At 42.8% G+C, this 19,506-nt stretch carries 12 protein-coding genes; 7 read left to right on the forward strand and 5 right to left on the reverse strand.

All coding sequences use genetic code 11. The annotated features are described in order from the left end of the window. Positions 1-4 precede the first annotated feature (4 nt). The 5 genes from pgeF (at position 5) to GNE10_RS06095 (ending at position 7,861) form a co-directional block, all read left to right on the forward strand. Positions 5-793 (forward strand): peptidoglycan editing factor PgeF, encoded by a 789-nt coding sequence (pgeF, locus tag GNE10_RS06075; RefSeq protein ID WP_185564096.1) that lies wholly within the window; start codon positions 5-7, stop codon positions 791-793. Between the two features lie 482 nt (positions 794-1,275). Then, positions 1,276-1,602: a hypothetical protein gene (locus GNE10_RS06080; RefSeq protein WP_099067930.1), complete on the forward strand. Its 327-nt coding sequence runs from the start codon at positions 1,276-1,278 to the stop codon at positions 1,600-1,602. A gap of 155 nt (positions 1,603-1,757) precedes the next feature. Next, complete coding sequence (locus GNE10_RS06085; RefSeq protein WP_185564097.1) at positions 1,758-4,217, forward strand: filamentous hemagglutinin N-terminal domain-containing protein; 2,460 nt, start codon at positions 1,758-1,760, stop codon at positions 4,215-4,217. A 677-nt stretch (positions 4,218-4,894) separates the two neighbouring features. After that, entirely contained in the window at positions 4,895-5,215 is a 321-nt protein-coding gene (locus GNE10_RS06090; protein WP_185564098.1) for a hypothetical protein, read from the forward strand. Between the two features lie 306 nt (positions 5,216-5,521). Beyond that, the gene (locus tag GNE10_RS06095) at positions 5,522-7,861 is read left to right on the forward strand and encodes a filamentous hemagglutinin N-terminal domain-containing protein (RefSeq protein WP_185564099.1); all 2,340 of its coding nucleotides are present in this window, start codon (positions 5,522-5,524) and stop codon (positions 7,859-7,861) included. A gap of 578 nt (positions 7,862-8,439) precedes the next feature. Here the strand turns inward: GNE10_RS06095 and GNE10_RS06100 are convergent. Then, on the reverse strand, positions 8,440-9,471 hold the full coding sequence (locus GNE10_RS06100) for a hypothetical protein (RefSeq protein ID WP_099067934.1): 1,032 nt from the start codon (positions 9,469-9,471) through the stop codon (positions 8,440-8,442). A 167-nt stretch (positions 9,472-9,638) separates the two neighbouring features. On the opposite strand from GNE10_RS06100, the gene moaA reads away from it, so the two are divergent. Next, positions 9,639-10,625, forward strand: a complete 987-nt coding sequence (gene moaA / locus GNE10_RS06105) for a GTP 3',8-cyclase MoaA (protein WP_185564100.1) — start codon at positions 9,639-9,641, stop codon at positions 10,623-10,625. Between the two features lie 58 nt (positions 10,626-10,683). Here moaA and rpsD read toward each other — a convergent pair whose 3' ends face one another. Beyond that, entirely contained in the window at positions 10,684-11,292 is a 609-nt protein-coding gene (rpsD, locus tag GNE10_RS06110; RefSeq protein WP_099067936.1) for a 30S ribosomal protein S4, read from the reverse strand. 368 nt (positions 11,293-11,660) lie between these two features. On the opposite strand from rpsD, the gene GNE10_RS06115 reads away from it, so the two are divergent. After that, the gene (locus GNE10_RS06115; protein ID WP_185564101.1) at positions 11,661-12,284 is read left to right on the forward strand and encodes a hypothetical protein; all 624 of its coding nucleotides are present in this window, start codon (positions 11,661-11,663) and stop codon (positions 12,282-12,284) included. Positions 12,285-12,455: 171 nt separating this feature from the next. Here GNE10_RS06115 and GNE10_RS06120 read toward each other — a convergent pair whose 3' ends face one another. The 3 genes from GNE10_RS06120 to GNE10_RS06130 all read right to left on the reverse strand — a co-directional run bounded on the left by GNE10_RS06120 (position 12,456) and on the right by GNE10_RS06130 (position 18,717). After that, the gene (locus GNE10_RS06120) at positions 12,456-17,273 is read right to left on the reverse strand and encodes a putative Ig domain-containing protein (protein WP_185564102.1); all 4,818 of its coding nucleotides are present in this window, start codon (positions 17,271-17,273) and stop codon (positions 12,456-12,458) included. A 64-nt stretch (positions 17,274-17,337) separates the two neighbouring features. After that, the gene (locus GNE10_RS06125) at positions 17,338-18,441 is read right to left on the reverse strand and encodes a TIGR03032 family protein (protein ID WP_185564103.1); all 1,104 of its coding nucleotides are present in this window, start codon (positions 18,439-18,441) and stop codon (positions 17,338-17,340) included. A gap of 123 nt (positions 18,442-18,564) precedes the next feature. Then, positions 18,565-18,717: a hypothetical protein gene (locus tag GNE10_RS06130; protein WP_185564104.1), complete on the reverse strand. Its 153-nt coding sequence runs from the start codon at positions 18,715-18,717 to the stop codon at positions 18,565-18,567. Between the last annotated feature and the right edge of the window lie 789 nt (positions 18,718-19,506).

Consider the following 19,506-nt stretch of genomic DNA (forward strand, 5'->3'; position numbering starts at 1 on the left):
GAAGATGCATACTTGGCACTGGCAAAATTGGGAAGGACTGCCCTATTTAACTTGCAGTATTTTGGAACATTGGCATCACGGTTTTTTTACCCAGCAGTTTTGGCCGCGATCGCCACAAGAACTCACACTCACACTACAACCAAAGGCATCAGTTTATCGCTTAAAGCAGGTACATGGCAATACTGTTCTCACCCCCCAAGAAATCGCTACTAGCACTCTTGAAGATGGTTTAGCCTCGGCAGATGCTTTAATTAGCGAACAGCCTCTACAAGCTGTTTGGGTTGCTAGCGCAGATTGCACGCCCTTGCTGATTGGCGATGTCAAAACAGGACAAGTGGCAGCAATACACGCCGGTTGGCGCGGTACTGCCAAGAAGATTGTCCCCCAAGCGATCGCTCGATTACAATCCCAGGGCAGCAAACTTGACGATTTACGGATTGCAATGGGCCCGGCCATTGCAGGTGAAGTTTACCAAGTTTCTGTTGAGGTAGCTGCTGAAATTGGAGCTAGCATTCTACCACATCATGACGAACAAAAAATTGTCCAAGCACTACAAAATCTGCCGAATTCACCCTTATTAGCAGACCCCAATCCAGGGAAGGTAAAACTTGATGTGCGGCGAGTAAATGTTTTACAACTGGAAAGTTTGGGAATTAATGCAGAACAAATAGCGATCGCTCCTTATTGTACTTTCCAAACTCCAGAACATTTCTTTTCTTACCGCCGGGAACAGGAGAAAAAGGTGCAATGGTCAGGAATTGTCAGCACTAAAGCCAGTAATATATCGCAATAGACTTGAGTTAATAACATTTCTTTGTGAAGCTGCATATATATAGCAAGGGACTGGTGACTGGATGAAAAGTCTTTTGATGTGTAATAGGACTTACGCAAAAACTCTCTCTTGCTCTTATTCCTCCGTGTCCTCTGTCTTGAAAAGTTCAGATGCCTGCGGCAACCCCTTCGGTGTACGCCGGAAGCCGGCGCTCCGACTTTTCGCTGCGTCCTCTGCGGTTAGATTTTCCGTTACTTGTGCGTAAGTCCTGTGTAATATCAATTTGAAAAAACAATGCGACACATACACAAGACCCCTCCCAACCCTCTCCGATGCTTTGGGGAGGGTACCGTCAGGTGGGTGGGGTATCTGTCGCAAATATTTTTTGCATCGGTATAAGTTTTACAGCCTGTTAATGTCAACTTTTATTACGGAGTGCGTAATTCTTACAGGGCAAGTTGAAGCAAGGATTATACACCTTCCATTAAGGAATCCAAGCACTCATGAGTTCTCAACCAATTTTAGATCCTCAAACATTAGAACAATTACAAAACGAGATTCAGGAAAAATTTGATGCAACTTTAAAAGACGCTGACTTCAATTCACTACTTGAAAAGTACGGCATATTAGAAGATAGAGTTTTGAGAGTTTATTGGCAGTTCAATCTTGACCCCAATCAACTAAAATCTGATGATGCAGTTGATGAACAGCAATCCAATGCATTATTGGCAGCAACACCAAAAACTCCAAAAGAAGAAATTGTGTTAGTCAAAAAAGCATGGTGTATTCCTTGTCCTTCCACTGGTAGTCCTTTGGGTTGCAACTGCTAAATAATTTAACCTGAAGAATTCATGACTCAGAATTCAATCGAGCATTTTGTAACACTGGATTCTGAGTTGTGAATTCTCTTGATAACAATTTAGTTTTTGCGCTGTAAAAAGTTTATCCTAGTCAGTGACTCTGATTTTTTGACCGCAAGTGAATAATGTCTCAAAATCGAAGCTTCTGTTACTGGGAATTAGGTATGGTGAGTACTCTGGCAATTGCTGGAGTACTCACTTCCTATCAGGGTTTTGCTTCAGCCCAAATTCAAAAGGATGACACCCTTGGAAGCGAAAGTTCGATTGTTACACCAAAGTTAATCGATGGTCGCCCCACAGACCAGATTGATGGAGGAGCAATTCGCGGGAAAAACTTGTTCCACAGTTTTGACAGGTTTTCTGTCTTTGAAGGAACGACAGTTCATTTTAACAATCCAATAGATACTCAAAACATTATCAGCCGAGTTACAGGCAATTCCATTTCTAATATAGATGGCACCATCAAAACTAATGGTGCTGCCAACCTATTTTTGATTAATCCCAATGGCATTATTTTTGGGAAAAATGCTTCTTTAAATATTGGTGGTTCATTTATAGCTAGTACGGCAAGTAGTTTAAATTTTGCTGATGGTACAAAATTTAGTGCTACAGTTCCTCAATCTGCACCTTTGTTGACAGTGAGCGTTCCCGTCGGCTTACAATTTGGTGCAACAGCGGCTCCCATCCGCAATCAATCCCAAGCTAGTCCAGAAGGTGCAACTAATCTCCTTGGACAAAGTGTTGGTTTACAGGTGCAATCAGGTAATACCCTAGCACTGATAGGCGGTGAAGTCAGATTAGAAGGTGGAAATTTAACGGCCAAAGGTGGAAAAATTGAATTGGGAAGCGTTGCTCCTGATAGTTTGGTCAGTCTAAATTTCACAAATCAAGTTTGGACATTCGGATATGAAAATGTTGAAAATTTTCAGAATATTGAAATCATCAGATTAAATAAAATTTTTTCTACCGTAGATACAAGTGGTGAAAGTGGCGGTAATATCCACCTGCAAGGTAAACATGTGCTGATAAATGGTGGTTCCCATATTTTAGGTTTTACTTTGGGGACACAACCAGGAGGAAATTTGCAAGTCAACGCTGCGGAATCTGTAGCACTTGAACGCAATGCGTTTTTGGCTACTGGAACTTTTAACACTGGCAACTCTGGAAGTATAAATATCACTACTAAAAAGTTCATTGCCAAGGGTGGAGCGCAAGTATCAATGTACAATGTTGGCTCAGGATTACCGGGGGAATTGACCCTCAATGCCTCAGATTCAGTAGAACTAATCGGCGGTTTCCCTGTTGCTCTGTTGCAAGATGGTAGTGATATAGTCTCCAGCGGATTATTTAGTGAAACTTATGGCAGTCAAAATGCTGGCAACATCACAATTAATACTGGAAAGTTGCGTATTCAGGGAGGAGCAAGAATATCAACAAGTTCCGAAGGCATCTATCTGTTTAATGTGAACCAATTTATACCAGTTACAGGAAAGGGAGGAAAGTTGACCGTGAACGCCTCTGAGTCTATTGAACTAATTGGAACTTCACCAAATGGTTCTAGGGTCAGTGGCTTGTTTTCCAGGACTCAAGGGCCTGGAGATGGAGGAAACTTAACGGTAACAACAGGGCAATTGATTGCCAAAGATGGAGCTGCAATAACTGTTAATAGCCAAGCTCGCAAAAATGTAATTTATGTGCAAGGAGATCCCAGAAATTTAGGGAAAGCTGGCGATTTAGATATAAATGCTAACTCTATCTTGCTAGACAATCAAGGAAAATTCACATCCAATAGTGAATCAGGTAAAGGTGGAAATATTAGGTTACAGGTGCGGGACTTATTATTGATGGAGGGTAGTAGTCAAATATCCACTAACGCCGGAGGCGATAAAACTGGCGGTAACATCTTTATTGATGCATCTAATGGCTTTGTTGTCGCTCCTTTTTTTGGAAATAGCGATATCACCGCCAATGCTTTCTCCGGGCCTGGTGGCAAAATCACAATTACGACTAAAAACATTTTTGGATTTGTCTCCCGCACCCGTGCAGACGTAGAAAAGTTAGATTCACAAGAAATAAACCCCAATAACCTACCAACAAGTGACATCACAGCATTTTCTCAGCAAAATCCTTCCTTAAGTGGCACAGTAAAAATCAACTCACCAGATGCAGACCCCAGTAAGGGGTTAGTGGAATTACCAGTCAATTTAGTAGATGCTTCCCAGCGAATTATTTCTGGTTGTGGTTCTGGTACAAAAATCGCCACCAGTTCGTTTACTAATATTGGACGCGGAGGAACATCAGCCGATCCTACACAGCCATTGACAACTGATGCAGTGCTGACAGATTGGATAACACTAAATCCAGAAATTGAAAATCGTGCCGAGGGAATCAAGAAGAAATATCTTCAGGCGCGGCGAAACATAGAGAAATTAGAGAAAACAAATTCCCTCAACAAACCTAGTGAAATTGTCGAAGCCCAAGGATGGATATTAAATACTAATGGTGACGTGGTTTTAGTTGCTGAAGTACCCGCTGGGATGCCCCATAGTTCGTCGTTTACTGTTGCGTCTTGTGCTGGAAATTAAAAATCGGCTTTGTTGACTAACGTTTATTAATTGTGTGCAAAAGCGAAACTTTATAAACTCTGATAAAAAATAAAAAACTGATTACGTATTTCAATGTAACCTACTGAAGAGGTTGAGAGGAGCGATCGCTCTTTCTACTAAACTCAGTGATGATGCATTGGCGTAGTTTGTCGTAGACATAACTTTTTAGTTATGAGATTGAAAGTTCGTAGTTAACTCAGTTGTCATACCAATTTTCATTCGCAAAACGTAATTTCAAAGTTTCTATTCTCCATCTCCCAACCTTTTTATTTCCGCAGAGTTAGATACCTTGGAGAACGCAGATGTAGGTCATTACTCCTTCTAATAAACAAGCTATACCCTAGTGTTTCCCCGATAGAGTATTAATTATTCTTCCTTCCATTAAGAACGTTAGCAACTAGATTCATCAATACTTTCAGGAAATTTAGCAGAAATACATGAAGTTATGTTAAGCAATCCGTAATTATTACTAGCCAAGCTGAAGTCATAATTATCAGAGTTCACAAGAGCTTTAGAAAGTTAAGGCGATCGTGCCACTCTAGACTGTGTATCTTTGATTTCTTTAGTTGCCAAACTGTACTAATCGAATTTACGTTGATTTAGCACATCACAAGATAAGTTTACACATTTATCAGTCTGCAAGGAAAGTAAAATTCATGGAATCTCAAACACCACAGCCAACACTCACAGATCCTCAAACATTACAGCAGTTACAAGACGAAATTCAACAGGAAGTGCGTGAGAGTTTAAAGAAAGCTAACTTCAGAAAAATACTCGAAAAGTATGGTATATCATCACAAGAAATTATCAAATTTCAGTGGACACTTGATTTAACTAAACTCCAATCTAATCAAGCTAATGAAGCTCAACATTTACAGAAATTTTTAGGATTACTTCCAAACAAGCGTATCCATTTATCGGTTTGTACTTGTTGGTCAGAAGATGAAGGTAAACTTGTTGATTGCCCGTGCCATTAATCTTTAACAGTACTATCAACTTAATATCTGTTCTTATCTTATTATTAATACCTGAACAGTAAAAAAGTTTAAATTGATAAAATATTCATGAATTATATTTATAAACTATTGCATTCAAGACAATAGTTTATAAATATAAAACCAACATTTTGATATTCGCAGTTGATTTTTTGAAAAATATAAAGCGCTATCAACTTTGGTAAAAGTTGAAACCCAATTACCAATTTTACTGTAGCCAATTTAATCTTAGGTATAGCGTCGTTGTTTAGCAGCTTTTACTTTATTCGGAAAGGTGCAATATCCAGTATGGGTAATCTTTGGATCTGGTCTAAGGGGGTAGGAGTTGCAACAGGTGGTGCAATAGTTTTCTACACAAATTTTGCTATTGCCCAAACCACAATTATTCCAGATGGTACTCTATCTAGTAATTCTGTTGTTACAACACAAGGCAATACCACAACTATTGAAGGTGGAACCGCAGTCGGAAACAATTTGTTCCACAGTTTTAAAGATTTTTCTGTACTTCCTGGAGCTACTGCTGAGTTTATAAATACTGAAGGTGTTGAAAACATTATTAGCCGAGTAACAGGGAAATCATTTTCTAATATTGAAGGCATCATTAAAGCTCAACACAAAGCTAATCTGTTTTTAATTAATCCCAACGGGATTATTTTTGGCTCCAATGCTTCTTTAAACATCGGCGGATCATTTGTGGCGAGTACAGCGAGTAGTGTGAACTTTGCCGATGGTAGTAAATTTAGCGCCACTGATCCCCAAACTGTACCCTTGCTGAAAGTAAGTGTTCCCATTGGGTTACAATTTGGGTCAACTGCGGAGCCTATCCGCAATCAATCCCAAGCACCTAGTCGAGATAACACAACTAATATCTTACGGCGTCCTGTGGGTCTACGAGTGCAACCAGGCAAAACTTTAGCACTTATAGGTGGTGAAATAACATTAGAAGGCGGAAATTTAACAGCAGTGTCAGGACGAATTGAGTTAGGCAGTGTCACTGCCAATAGTTTGGTAAGTGTAAATCAAACAAACCAAGATTTGTCCTTTGGATATGAAAATGTCCAAAAATTCCAGAACATTCGACTAATCGGGCGAGTAGCTAATGGTTCTGAAATTCCGTCTCAGGTTGATGCTAGTAACGTATCTGGTCGCGGCGGTAGTATTCAGGTGCAGGCTAAGACCTTAGAACTGACTGGCAATGGTGTCAGTTTGATAAGTCAAACTAGGGGTAATGAAGATGGGGAAAGTATAAAAATTACTACAAGGAAATTAATTGTTCAGGATGGTGCACAAGTAACTACTACTACTGCTAGAAATAAGGGTGCTGGGGGAAATTTGATTATTGATGCCTCCGATTCCGTGGAGCTAATTGGTAGTCTTAGATCGCCAAATACTCTGACTGGATTTTTTACTCTCAGCGCTGGTCAAGGGAAGGCGGGTAACATTACAATCACAACTGGAAAATTGCGTATCAAAGATGGAGCAAGGTTAACAGCAGAGTCTAGTGGAACGGTACAAAACTCACAAGTAATATCCGGTGAAGGTAAAGGAGGGAATATAACTGTGAGAGCTTTGGATTCAGTAGAGATATCTGGAAAGCCAATACCGAATCGCCCCAGTATTTTGTCGGCATCAACTCTAAACTTTGGAAACGGGGGAATAATTGACATCTCCACAGGACAATTGATTATCCGCGATGGAGGTGAAATCAGTGTAAGCGTTAGGGTTGCAAATAATGCAATCTACCAAGGAGATATAAGTAATCCAGGGACACCAGGTGCATTAAACATAAACGCTCGCTCTATCCTGCTTGACGAAGGAAACATCACTTCTAACAATAAGTCCGGACAGGGCGGGAATATTTCACTACAGGTGCGGGACTTATTACTGATGCGCCGCAACAGCCAAATAACCACTAACGCCGAGGGTGATGGAGATGGGGGTAATATCACCATCAATGCACCCAATGGCTTCATCGTAGCTCCTCTTTTTGGGAATAACGATATTACCGCTAACGCCAACTTTGGCTCTGGTGGCAAAATCACAATCACCACTAAAAACATCTTTGGATTTGTACGGCGCACAGGTGCAGAGGTAGCGAGGCTCGACCCACAAGAAAAAGACCCGAATAATCTGCCAACAAATGACATCACCGCGTTTTCTCAGCAAAACTCTTCATTAGATGGCACAGTACAAATCAACTCACCAGATGTTGACCCCAGTAAGGGATTAACGGAACTACCAACAAATCTGGTTGATGCTTCTCAGCAAATTGCTGCTGATTGTGGTTCTGGTGCAAAAACGGGCAGGAGTTCATTTAGTCACATTGGGCGTGGAGGAACAACACTCGATCCCACACAACCATTGATGGCTGATGCAGTGCTAGCAGATTGGATAACACTGAATCCAGAAAGTGAGAATCGTGTTGATGGTATGAAGAATAGATCGGTTGCTGAAAAGCGGCAAAGTTATTTACCACATAAAATAAATTCTGTCAAAGAACCTAACGAAATTGTTGAAGCCCAAGGATGGGTGATGGATGCTAATGGTAACGTAGTTCTGGTTGCTGAAGTACCACCTGCCATACCCCATAGTTCATCGCTTACAGCTGCATCTTGCGCTGCTAATTAGAATTTGCCTTGAAAATAGGGCATTGGGCATTGGGCATTGGGCATGAGAAGATTGAATTGATTTTTATTGTTTCTTGTGAGCGCAGGTTATGGAATCTGCCTTAAAAATAGGGACTTGGGACTGGGAAAACCAAGATATTTTTATTGTTTTTTGTGCGTGTAACTCATGGAGTCTCTTGCATAACTTTTTGTCTCACCCAAAAACGGGGCAGGCGCTAACAGCAGGTTACCCGACTTGTACCCTCCCCTGAAGCAAGCTACGCGTAGCGTCTCCCACAGGAGAAGCAACTGTCGTGCAAAGACGCATTCGACGTTAGCGTAGCGTCTCCGTTAGGAGAAGGGTAGACCCAAACAGAACTTACGCACAGGCAACGGAAAATCTAACCACAGAGGACACAGCGAAAAGTCGGAGCGCCGGCTTCCGGCGATCTGAACTTTTCAAGACAGAGGACACCGAGGAATAAGAGTTTCAGAGAGTTTTTGCGTAAGTCCTACCAAACAAGAAGTTAAGAATAAGGACTTTTGCAAGAAGTCTAATAACTCCCCAGTCACCACTCAACAGTCAACAGTCAACACTCCCTAATTCGTCTCCTGAATTTGCAAACGTACAGTGTGTTCTGTTGCACCACTGAGTTGCAATTCCATGATTTCACCACCCAGAGGTTCTAAGCTACTGAGGAGCGATCGCAAGTTGGGTGTGCTTGCGCCAGTATCTACATATAATCTATCTGCCAAATTGCTGATACGTTTCCAAGTCATGTACAGTTTGGCGATGGTTTGTTCCATTTGGGATGCTTGATTGACTAAATCGGCAGCGATGCTCAAACAGCCTACTCTTTGCGCTTCTTCTAAGGCTGTTTCAATATCAATATTTTCCTGCGCCAAGGCCTGGACTTGAGCTGCACCTTTGAGGTATTTTGCTAAGTTACGCGCTTCTGTAGTTACCTGTTTCAAGGTATCTACATCAGGATTGGCGGCTATTTCCTTTTGGATAAACTTTTGGTGCGATTCTGGTAGTTTTTCCATTTCCTTTACCAGAGGGGCAATGTAGCGCGGCGGCAGGGTGTTATCTGCGGCTTTTGCTTTGACTGGTTCTGGTAGTAATTCTGAGGACATGGCTGTCCATTCGTCGGTGAGTTGTCGCACTTCCCGCCTGGTGATGCGATCGCCTTTTTGGGCTGCTTCACTTACCATGTGTTGTACTTCTGGGACGGCTTTGGAGGTTTCGACAAATGCCCGTTTGCTAAAGTTATTGACTGCGCTGGGGTCTAGTTTGCCTTCTTCTAGTAGGGTATCAGCACTATTGGCCAGTTGAATCCAGGCATAAGCTTGACTTTTGCTGATTTCCCGTTCTTTTAGCCATCTGAGAAAACCTGTACCGCGTCCATCACCACCAATTTTTTCTCGATCGCGGATGGCGCGTAAAATTCGCCCCCGCCAGATTTCAGTTTGCAGATCGAAGCGATCGCATACCTGCCAAGCTATTTCGAGCTGCTGTTGAAAATCTGACTCTAGGATCTGTTCATCTTCTGGATCGGGCAGTTCAAAGGTAAGATCTGCTGGCTGTTGTAAAGCCGCAGCAAGGTCATTGATGGAGTCGGTATCTTGCACGATTGATGGCTAACTAGTAGTGTATGCGACCGGCTTATTATGCCACAATCTGTGAATTCTAACTTAAGGGATAAGACGGTATTTTCAATTACCACAAAACTAGGAGAGAAGGGGTAAACCACCTCAGTGGTGTTTTTCATTATTCAAAGACAATAAAAATAAAAACAATGAACCAGGTAGACTACCTCCGGATTAGTTTAATAGATCGCTGCAACTTCCGTTGTCAATACTGTATGCCAGAGGGAGTAGAACTGGACTATATTCTCAAGCAACAGCTGTTGAGTGATGAAGAACTACTCACTCTCCTACAAGAGGTATTTATTCCTCTTGGTTTTAGCCGCTTTCGTTTGACTGGGGGCGAACCGCTATTACGTCCCCGCGTAGTAGATTTAGTCAGTGCCATCGCTTCTTTTCCCCAAACTCAAGATTTGTCAATAACCACCAACGGGTTTTTGCTTGCGCCGATGGCCCAAGACCTCTACGATGCAGGTCTAAGACGCATTAATATTAGTCTGGATTCCCTCGACCCCGACACTTTTGACAAAATTATTAGTAACCGCAGTCGTTCTCGTTGGCAACAAGTTTGGGATGGAATTCAAGTCGCCTATCAGGTGGGATTTGACCCACTGAAGCTGAATGTGGTGGTCATTCCTGGCGTTAATGATGGCGAAGTTTTAGATTTAGCTGCCTTAACAATACATAAACAGTGGCATGTAAGATTTATAGAGTTCATGCCCATCGGTAATTTAAATTTATTTGGCGATCGCGGTTGGGTATCTTCAGCTGACTTACGGCAACGCATCCGGGAACGTTGGGGTTTGATAGAATCACAAGTTAGTGGTTCTGGCCCTGCTGATGTGTTTAAAATTCCCGGAGCTGAGGGAACCTTGGGATTTATTAGTCAGATGTCGGAATGTTTTTGCGATCGTTGTAATCGGATGCGGCTAAGTGCTGATGGGTGGCTGCGTCCGTGTTTATTGAATGAAACTGGTCAACTCGACCTGAAAACTGCCTTGCGTTCTGGTACTAGTACTGCTCAAATCAAAGAGCAGGTGAGGCGCTTACTAGCAATCAAGCCAGAAATTAACTTTAAAGCCCGCGACTCTGGTGTTAGGGGTGTCTACACCCGCACCATGTCACAAATTGGCGGATGAAAATAGTTAAGAGTGAGGAGTGAGTACCTAAAACTCATAACTCCTAACTCCTAACTTTTTACGCTTGTCGTGAGTAGTATTCCACCACGAGTAGTTCATTAACTTGTAGTGCCACCCATTCCCGCTCAATAATACTGTTGACTTTTCCAATCAACTTATTTTTGTCGAATTCTAGGTGACTCGGTAAATTTGCCAAACCCGGATATTGCAAATTATTTTCCACCAACTTGCGTGATTGCGCCCTGTCTCTGACAGCAATTTCTTCACCAGGACGGCATTGATAGCTGGCAATATTAACTACACGGCCGTTCACAGTAATGTGACCGTGGTTCACCAATTGGCGAGCTGCTGGAATCGTTGGAGCTAGACCCAAGCGAAACACTGTGTTATCCAAACGCATTTCTAGCAATTGCAGCAACACTTGTCCGGTGGAACCAGTAACACGTCTGGCTTTCCGCACATAGCGTAGCAGCTGTTTTTCCGTTAAACCGTAGTTGAAACGGAGCTTTTGCTTTTCTTCTAGACGGATGGCATACTCAGAGCGCTTCTTACGGTTCTGACCATGCTGACCTGGTGGATAAGCACGTCTGGCGCTTTTACGAGTTAATCCAGGCAGGTCGCCCAAGCGACGTATAATTCTGAGGCGTGGCCCTCTGTATCGGGACATGAGTTTCCTTAATCTAATCCTGTTTAAACTTTACCCAAACATCTATTTTGACATCAGAATCCAGAATTCAGAAGTTACTAGTCAGAAGTAAAACAAGCTTTATACTTGTTTACTGCACTGAGGTTGTGTACTTCAGTTTCCTTGAAATCTGCTTTCTTTTTCAAAGAATCATAATATTAACACAATTGTCTATGATAACACAATTTACAGCATAAGCAATCCTCTCAAGATCTTGCAGTTATGAATTCTGAGTTCTGAGTTCTGAATTCTGAGTTCTGAATTCTGAGTTCTGAATTCTGAGTTCTGAATTCTGAGTTCTGAATTCTGATATTTGAGTTAGCATTACTTTGGGTGTTTGGAGAATGGCAATGTTAAAGAGTAAAAAAGCGGTTAGTAAAGGTCAGACCTTTGGAATTATAACAGTACCAGTTTTGGCAATAACTGGATTGTTGACAGCGATTTTACCTGATATGGCGATCGCTGTCTCCTACAGAAATGATTACAGTGTTTGTGCAGAGGGTCTTTTAAAGGTTGGTATAACGCCAGAAGCAGCATCCCAAGGCTGTGCTAATGCACTACGTCCCAGGGATTTTGGTGCTTGCATCGTTAAAATTGACAAGCAAACTGAAATTACAGCCGCGGATGCTCTTTCTTACTGTGGCAGAGCTAGGCGTCCTGAGGATTTAGCCACCTGTGTAGTTGGCGTTAGCTCAATAACCAAGGAAGCAATTAACCCAGCAGCCTTAAATTACTGTGGTCGCAGTTTGTTACCCGTGCGCTTTGGTCAGTGTGTAGTTGGCTTACTTAGTAAAATCGAACTTCCTCCAAACCAGGCGTTGGACACTTGTATTGATGGCAGTGATAGTAGTTTGATTGGGGTTTCTTCATCTACACCACCAACTCTATTACCTGCTGGTTCAAGCCCTAGTTTGGAAACTACGCCAGTTCCAACCGAACAACAGCTGATTCCAACCCAGCCTGGTAGCAATTAAATCAGATGCTCTGTAATTGGTGAGAATGCACTTACATTCAGGGACTACCAAACAATAAATTCTTGGATTTCAATCTAAAAGGTTGGGTTTTACAACAGCAAAACCCAACCTTTGATTTTAAAGTGCTGCAACTAAGTGACTAATTTACCAATGCTTGCTACATAGCTACCGTTAGGCAATCACAGTAATATTTGCACTAGTAAGCATTGCCTGATTGGAGAATAGAGCGATTTGAACTTTTGCTGCACTACCGCTACCATCTTTATCAAAAAATAAGTTACCCGTAGTTTGATCGTAGATGAAGCGATCGCCAGTGGCTGTAGCAGCCGTACCAAGTCGGAATATACTCAAATCCAACGTAGTATTCACAGATTGGCTCAGTGTAAATTCCGCCTTAGAAATCAAGATAGTATCATCTCCAACAGTAAAATCAGTAATGGTATCAAAGCCACCAGTGCGAGTGTCAGTTAGATAGAAACTATCTTGCCCAGTTCCACCAGTTAGCAAGTCTTTACCAACTCCACCGATGAGTACATCGTTACCTGCACCACCCAACAAAGTGTCAATACCAGAACCACCAAAGAGGCTATCATCACCATCTTCTCCGCTTAAGAGGTTAGCGCCAGTATTTCCTGTGATGATGTTATTCAGGTTGTTGCCAGTACCACTGATTGCTGAGCTTCCAGTCAAAGTCAAGTTTTCTAGGTTATTTCCCAACACCCAACTTATCGAAGACTTAACTAAATCTGTGCCTGCATTTGAGCCTTCAGTAATAGTATCGTTGAGGCTGTTTACGGTATAAGTGTCATTACCCATTCCACCATCAAGACTATCATCACCTGTACCTCCATCTAATTCATCGTCACCTGCACCGCCAACTAAAGTATCGTTACCAGCACCACCAATCAAGCTATCATTACCATCTTCTCCACTCAAAATATTAGCGCCACCATTTCCTGTAATAATATTATTCAGGCTGTTACCAGTACCATTAATCACCTTGCTTCCAGTCAAAGTCAAGTTTTCTAGGTTATTTCCCAACACAAAAGTCACAGCAGACTTGACTAAATCCGTACCTGCATTTGAGCCTTCAATAACCACATCGTTGGCACTATCTACGATGTAAATGTCATCCCCTGCTCCACCATCAAGACTATCATCACCGACTCCACCATCTAAGGAGTCATTACCTGCGCCGCCAACTAAAGTGTCATTACCTTTACCACCAACCAAGCTATCATTGCCATCAGCTCCATTCAAATAGTTAGCAGCAGTATTTCCAGTGAGGATGTTACCGAGGTTGTTACCAGTACCATTAATGGCTGAGCTTCCAGTCAAGGTGAGGTTTTCCACGTTATCCGCCAACACAAAAGTGACAGAAGACTTGACTAAATCTTTGCCTGCATTTAAGCCTTCAATAATCACATCGTTGGTACTGTCTACGATGTAAGTGTCATCCCCTGCTCCACCATTTAAAGTGTCATTACCGACTCCACCATCTAAGGTGTCATTACCTGCACCACCAATCAGGCTATCATTACCTGCACCACCAATCAGGCTATCGTTGCCATCAGCTCCATTCAAGATGTTAGCGGCACTATTTCCAGTGAGGACATTTTTTAAGTTGTTACCAGTACCATTGATTGCGTCGGTTCCGATCAAAATCAACTTCTCTATATTGGCTCCCAGCACCCAATTAACAGAAGACTTGACTACATCTGTACCTGCATTTAAGCCTTCAATAATCACATCGCTGAGGCTGTCTACAATATAAGTATCATTGCCTTTACCACCAATCAAACTGTCATTACCTGTACCACCGTCTAAGGTATCATTGCCGTCACCCCCATCAAGGGTGTCATTATCACCTAATCCTATGAGACTATCATTGCCCAGCAATCCAGAGATGAAATCTTTTATCTGCGTACCAGATATCTTATCCCCGGATGAAGTGCCATTTATTGTATTGAATGCTGGATTATTGGGGTCGGTGATGGTCAGTACAAAAACATCATCAATGGATGTTGTTCCATCACTGGCGATAACTTTGATGCTAAGGGTACCAACGTTATTAGTTGTGGGAGTTCCACTAAAGGTGGTGCCATTGAAGGTCAACCAGCCAGGAAGTGAGTTACCATCTTCCAGGGTAGCTGTGTAGGTGAGATTTTCTGTATCTACATCCGTGAAAGTGTTTGCAGGTAGGCCAAAGTTGAAGGTGGTGTCTATTGTCGTTGCTTGGTCAGTAATCGGGTTGGCAACAACAGGCGCATCATTCACCGCAGTGATATTGATATTGCGGGTAACAGCGGTACTATTAGAACTTCCATCATTAACTAGAAAACTGATGGTGCGGGGTGTAGTGATGGGTTTGTCGCTGCTGTTGGTATAATTAATTGAACGCAGTGCAGCTTGATAATTGGCAACAGCGGAACTGCCAGTTAAGGTTAAGACACCTGTGCTGCTGTTGTAGCTGCCGGTAATTCCATTTTGGTTGGTGAAGGCGAGGACATCTTCACCAGAGACGAAACCACTACTGATGGTGACAGTGGCACTCACTAAGTTGGTGGAGTCTACATCAATGAGGGTAATGGCTGAATCGATTGCTGTAGTGGCGTTCTCGGTGTAGCTCACAGCAGAGTTGGTGGCAACAGCAACAGGCGCATCATTCACCGGCGTGATATTGATACTGCGGGTAACAGCAGTACTATTAGAACTTCCATCATTAACTAGAAAACTGATGGTACGGGGTGTAGTGGTGGGGTTCTCGCTGGTGTTGTTATAAGTAATCGAACGCAGTGCAGCTTGATAGTTAGCAACAGTAGAAGTGCCAGTTAAGGTTAAGACGCCTGTGCTGCTGTTGTAGCTGCCGCTAATTCCATTTTGGTTGGTGAAGGCAAGGGTATCTTCACCAGAGATGAAACCACTGCTGATACTGACAGTGGCACTCGCTAAATTGGTGGAGTCTGTGTCACTGAGGGTGATGGCCGAATCGATTGCTGTAGTGGCGTTCTCGGTGTAGCTCACAGCAGAGTTGGTGGCAACAGCAACAGGCGCATCATTCACCGCAGTGATATTGATATTGCGGGTAACAGCAGTACTATTAGAACTTCCATCATTAACTAGAAAACTGATGGTGCGGGGTGTAGTGATGGGTTTGTCGCTGCTGTTGGTATAAGTAATTGAACGCAGTGCAGCTTGATAATTGGCAACAGCGGAACTGCCAGTTAAGGTTAAGACACCTGTGCTGCTGTTGTAGCTGCCGGTAATTCCATTTTGGTTGGTGAAGGCGAGGACATCTTCACCAGAGACGAAACCACTACTGATGCTGACAGTGGCACTCACTAAGTTGGTGGAGTCTACATCAATGAGGGTAATGGCTGAATCGATTGCTGTAGTGGCGTTCTCGGTGTAGCTCACAGCAGAGTTGGTGGCAACAGCAACAGGCGCATCATTCACCGCAGTGATATTGATATTGCGGGTAACAGCAGTACTATTAGAACTTCCATCATTAACTAGAAAGCTGATGGCACGGGGTGTAGTGGTGGGGTTGTCGCTGCTGTTGTTATAAGTAATCGAACGCAGTGCAGCTTGATAGTTAGCAACAGTAGAAGTGCCAGTTAAGGTTAAGACACCTGTGCTGCTGTTGTAGCTGCCAGTAATTCCATTTTGGTTGGTGAAGGCGAGGGTGTCTTCACCAGAGATGAAACCACTGCTGATACTGACAGTGGCACTCGCTAAATTGGTGGAGTCTGTGTCACTGACAGTTAAACCTGAGTCAATGGCTGTAGTGGCATTCTCTGTATAAGTTAGGGCTGAGGCAGAACCCAGGGTGATTTGTGGAGGAGCATTGCTGCTGTTGTAGAGTTGAGCATATATTCCATTGACAGACCCATCTTGATCGAGGCTTTGCCAGGAAATGACAAACTCCCCATTGCTAGCCATCGCCACTGTGGGGGAATTTTGATAGCTTTGTGTATAAGTATTGACTTGGAATTCGTTCCCTTGAGCGACCCCAGCACTGTTGTAGCGTTGGGCATATATTCCATCGTTAGAACCGTCTTGTCCAAGGCTTTGCCAGGAAATAATAAAGTCTCCAGTACTAGCATTTATTGCTACTGTGGGGTTGTCTTGACTACTGGTGGTGTAAGTATTGACTTTGAATTCTCCTCCTTGAGCGACCCCAGCACTGTTGTAGCGTTGGGCATATATCCCATAACTAGCACCATCTTGTCCAAGGCTACTCCAGGAAATAATAAAGTTCCCAACAGCATCCATCGCTACTGTGGAATTACGTTGATCCTTGAGTGTATAAGTATTGACTTTAAATTCTCCTCCTTGAGCGACCCCAGCACTGTTGTAACGTTGGGCATATATCCCATAGTAGGAGTTGTCCTGATAATAGCTTTGCCAGGAAATAACAAAGTCCCCGTCAGCATCCATTGCTATTGAAGGATTACTTTGATGATCGATGGTATAAGTATTGACTCTGAATTCATTTCCTTGGGCGACCCCAGCACTGTTGTAGCGTTGGGCATATATTCCATAGCCTGACCCGTCTTGATCTTTGCTTTGCCAGGAAATAACAAAATCCCCATCAGCATCCATCGCTATTGTAGGATTGATTTGTTCGCCATTGCTGGAAGTATTGACCTTAAATTCGCCCCCTTGAGCAACCCCAGCACTGTTGTAGCGTTGGGCATATATCCCATTACCTGATTCGTCTTGGCTTTGCCACGAAATAACAAAGTCCCCAGTAGAATCTATCGCTACTGTAGGGTTGATTTGATCGCCGCTGGTAGAGGTATTGATTTGGAATTCGTTTCCTTGAGGTATTCCAGCACTGTTGTAACGTTGGGCATATATCCCAAAGCCCGACCCATCCTGACCATAGGTAGTCCAGGCGATGACAAAATCCCCATCTGCATCCATTGCTACTGTGGGGTTCTTTTGCTCATTATTGATGTAAGTATTGACTTTGAATTCAGCCATAAAAAAACCTCTAAAAAAATTAAAAATTTAATTTGAAGAATTACGCTGTGACTAGACAGATTGTTTAGTCATTAGGAATCACTGCACTTGGTCGCAACCAGTAGTTCAACTCTGGTGCGGTAAAAGCTTGGCGGATTTCTTTGCGTTGCTGATTCAAAACCATCGGACGCAGCACGCCAGGAAGGAACTGCACATCATAAAGTTCTTGACAGCCTGCGGTGAACTTCAGCATCCCTACGTGCTGTCCATTTCGCAAATCTACAACTGCCACGCCACAAAGTAACTGCTCAAACCGTTGAGTAATGGGTAAACCTCCAAAAATATGCCGTTCCCGAATCTGGCATAGTCCCACTAGAGCGTAATAGCCGACGCAGCACAATCCCCGGAGAAATCCAGGGAGTACACACACTACTTGTTTGTCTCCTGATTCTGGATGAATGCGCCATACTTCCCCTGCACCGGAGTTGAGTAACCACAAAAATCCGTCGTGCCAAATTGGAGAATGGGGCATTGATAACCCGTCTACTATAATTTCATTGCTTTCTACTTCGACTACGACTCCACCGTTGGCTTTGCCCGTCCGCCATCCCCCAACGGTATCTGTGGCACCAAGGGCAGTCACATACTTGGGTTTGCCATCCACCATTGCTAAGCCATTGAGGTGACACCGGTCTTCTGGTACTATTTGGGAAATAAACTTGGGATGCCAACGCGGTACAAAGCTAAAGTCTGGACTCAAGGCAGAAAGACAGGAAAAGCGGGTGTTGACAATCCACAGCCCTTCCCTACCAAATTCCAGGTCATGAATGTTCAGGTCGCCTGTGAAGTATGTCATTCGTGGGAGGTAAAGGGCGTCGTAGCGTCCTGGCTGGTCTTCTAAATATTCATAAGCTAATGTGGGGGCGTTGGCTAATAAATAGACTTCGTGATGGCTAGCCAGTGCTAAACGCGAACCATGAACAGCTAACCCCATTGGTTTGGAAAATTGGCGTAACAGCATGGTAATTTGTTCCCCGTTCCAGCCCACCAGTGCTAGTTTCCCGGCTTGGTAGGTCGTGATGGCAACTGAACCTCCGGCTTGACTCAGCCAAGAAATAAATCCGCGATCGCTATCACACTCAATTAAGTTATTCTCTTCTGGGGTTGTAGTAATGGAAGTGGCTAGCATAAATCAAATTTCAAATTTTTTTGGCAAAAAAATGTCATGTTTTAGACTTAGTTGCATCCAAAATGGTTATACAAACCTAAATCCAAGGGTGCTAAAAATCATACCAATTCAAAATTCACGCATTCAGAAAACTACAGATTGCAAGGGTTTGAGCATGTGTATTTGTCGCATTTTTTTCAAATAAGTATCACTTTTGTCTAAGATAAATTGGTCACCAATAAACAAACCTGTACCAGGAACAATATCCAAAGGAATCGCCTTCTGATAACAGGTCATACCAATTCAAAATTCAAAATGACGCTCGCAGACACGGCTTAGCTGCGCTAACAAAATTCAAAATTAACAAAGTGAGACATAGCACATATCTCAGGGTTTGATTCTGTATCATATTTTTCACGAAATTGTGTCACACTGCCATCAAGCGGCACTGTATAAACTTTGCAGAAATCTTGATTTTGGTTGTTTTTATGATGTTTTACTGGTAAGTCTGACTTTAGTACTTAATGCCATGATAAAGATTTTTACTTAAAAATAAACAGTATATATACTGAAGATAAATTTTTCAAAACTTGATTGATTTCCAATCAACCCGGCTTGAAAAACCGAGTAGGCAATGGCTGACAAGTATGGGTTTGTAATCAAGCAACGAAATGATGATAGTTTTATCAACCACTACACCCCCAGAAGCTAAAACTACTATTTTTGAGGAAAGTGTAAAAAACCTATACCTGTGGGGTAGAAAATGGGGAGTCGGAAATGGGGAGTGGCGAATAGGTACAGGTAAAGGTTAACCCCTGTGTTTACGGAGTAGGGACAATAAATTTTTTTAGCTTCTTAAAAAAATATTCCACAGAAGATGGTTAACTGTTGACGGTTGACGGTTGACAGTCAGCAGTCAATGACGCGAACCGGAATAATTTATTTTTTGGAGTTCCCTGATGTGAATAAATAGTCTCTAATAATCAGTCTTCAGTCAAACCTGATGTAATATTATGTCCGCATAATTAGTTATGATTCCCACAGTATTGCACCCCAAAGAGCCAAAGCTACGCTTTGTCTCCCCTC

This window comes from Nostoc sp. 2RC (genome assembly GCF_014222165.1).
In the GTDB taxonomy this organism is placed as follows: Bacteria; Cyanobacteriota; Cyanobacteriia; order Cyanobacteriales; family Nostocaceae; genus Nostoc; species Nostoc linckia.